A 2168-nucleotide genomic window follows, 5' to 3' on the forward strand; every position below is an offset into this window, starting at 1 on the left:
AGCAGCGACCGGCGGGCGGCGTCGGCCGCGATGCCGTAGTGCTCCTCGGCGGCCGCGATCCGAAGCAGCAGGTACGGCGGGACGATGCCCGCGCGGGCGCGGGACTCGCGCGGAGCGGGCGGCTGCGGCATCCGGGTCATGCGTCGATGCTGGCACGCGCCGCCGACAGGGCGTCGCGCCCCGCCGGGGAGCCCCGGACGCGGCATCCGCGTGAGGGCCGGATCGGGCGCGCATGCGAAGCTTGGGGGGTGACCGCCGTCGTCGCCACCCCCTCCGAGGTGCGCACCCACCCCATCGCCCTCATCCCGGCTGCGCTCGTGTGCTCGGCCGCGGTACTGCTGTTCGGGTTCCAACTGCGCCTTCCCGGGTACGCGATGCTCGTCGTCGGCCTGTTCGTGGCGTGGCTCGTCGACCGGTCCGGCCGGACGGAGCGACTGCTGCCCGACCTGGCGCTCATCGCGATCGGGCAGGCGATCATCTCGACCATGTCGCTCGAGGCGCAGCTCTCGGACGAGGCGATGGTGCGCTTCACGGTCGTGTTGGGGCTCGCCGTCCTGGTCCCGTTCCTGATCTCGCGGTTCCTCTACCGCGAGCGGACCATCCGCTTCCCGTGGCGCACCGGTCGGCGGTGGACGCGGACGCAGTGGCTCTACCTGGTCTTCGTGACGCTCGCCGGATGGCTCATCCTGCCCTTCTACTTCATCACCTCGGGCGTGTACCAGAACTGGCCGACCGTGACCGAGCCGAACGAGATCGCGCGCCTCTTCGTCGGCGTGAACGCGGTCGGCACGTGGGACGAGCTGTTCTTCATCTGCACGGTGTTCGCGCTGCTGCGACGGCACTTCCCGACGTGGCAGGCGAACCTGCTGCAGGCGATCGTCTTCGTCTCGTTCCTCTGGGAGCTGGGCTACCAGTCGTGGGGTCCGCTGCTGACGATCCCGTTCGCCCTGATCCAGGGCTACACGTTCAAGCTCACCAAGTCCCTGACGTACGTGCTCGTCGTGCACCTGCTGTTCGACGCGATCGTGTTCTGCGTGATCGTGTACGCGCACAACGGCTGGCCGGCGATCTTCCCGCTGGTTCCGGCCGGGTAGGCGGGAACGTCCCCCCGGTTCAGGACTGCTTCGCCGGCACCATCGAGCGCACCGCGCCCGCTCCGAGCGCGAGCGTGCCGGCGACGGCGGATGCGCAGACCGCCCACTCGAGCGGCCCCGGCGCCCGGGGCGGCGTCTCGAACACGTCGCCGGTGCTGCTGCGATAGACCGCGGCATCCGCCCCGACGGCGAGGTCGTCGCTGCGCACGTCGGCGGTGGTCCCGTCGGGCAGTTCGACGATCACGAACCGGAACGGCGCGTACCGGCTGCCGCGTCGGTCGGCGACGAGGCGTTCCTCCGTGCGTTCGCCGACGACGATCGCCGCGACCGGCGAGGTCGACGTGATCGCCCGGGACGTGGTCTCGCCGATGGCGGAGACGGCGAATGCACCGAGCGCGATGGCGCCGATCGCGAGCACCACGGCGGTGAGCCGGCGCGGCGGGTAGCCCGCGCGCACGGGGGTTCGTCGGACGTCGGCCATGGGGATCGCGATCCTTCGGGTGACTCGCCTCCATCGTCCCACGCCGGGCGTGGTCGTGGCGGCCCCCTTCCGTGGTGCCGGTGGATAGGCTCGCGCCATGCGTGCGGTGCGGTACGAGCGGTACGGCGGTCCGGATCGGCTGCGGCCGGTCGACGCGGCGGTCCCGGTTCCCGGTCCGGGCCAGGTGCTCGTGAAGGTCTCCGCGTCATCGGTCAACTCATGGGACTGGGACCTGCTCCGCGGCTCGGCGCTCGCGCGCATCGGCGCGGCGCGCCGGCCGGCGCATCCGGTCCTGGGGGCGGATGTCTCGGGCGAGGTCGTCGCGGTCGGCCCCGGGAGCGACGGTTCGGCCGGGCTCGTCGTCGGCGATGCGGTCTGGGGCGATCTCTCCGCGGCCGGATGGGCCGGGTTCGCCGAGTTCGTCGCGACGGATGCCGGCGCGCTCCGCCGACGGCCGGCGGGCGTGGATCCGATCGAGGCGGCGGCGATCCCGCAGGCAGGAGGGTTGGCCTGGCAGTCGCTCGTCGACGTGGCGGCGCTGCGCGCTGGCGAGCGGGTGCTCGTCGGACTGAGCCTCGGCGGGTACCTGTCGA

The 2168-nt window shown here is 72.5% G+C and carries 3 protein-coding genes; 2 read left to right on the forward strand and 1 reads right to left on the reverse strand.

What is annotated here, in order from left to right; all coding sequences use genetic code 11:
- Nucleotides 1-248 precede the first annotated feature (248 nt).
- A complete protein-coding gene (locus ESO86_RS15795) occupies nt 249-1094 on the forward strand; it encodes a CPBP family intramembrane glutamic endopeptidase (RefSeq protein ID WP_242492412.1) in 846 nt (281 codons plus the stop codon).
- Nucleotides 1095-1113: 19 nt separating this feature from the next.
- On the opposite strand, the gene ESO86_RS15800 is transcribed toward ESO86_RS15795, so the two are convergent.
- Nucleotides 1114-1575 (reverse strand): hypothetical protein, encoded by a 462-nt coding sequence (locus tag ESO86_RS15800; RefSeq protein ID WP_129235817.1) that lies wholly within the window; start codon nt 1573-1575, stop codon nt 1114-1116.
- A 97-nt stretch (nt 1576-1672) separates the two neighbouring features.
- Here ESO86_RS15800 and ESO86_RS15805 point away from each other — a divergent pair.
- The coding region (locus ESO86_RS15805) for an alcohol dehydrogenase catalytic domain-containing protein (RefSeq protein WP_165308033.1) at nt 1673-2168 on the forward strand (496 nt) is incomplete at its 3' end.

This window comes from Agromyces binzhouensis (assembly GCF_004135055.1).
In the GTDB taxonomy this organism is placed as follows: domain Bacteria; phylum Actinomycetota; class Actinomycetes; order Actinomycetales; family Microbacteriaceae; genus Agromyces; species Agromyces binzhouensis.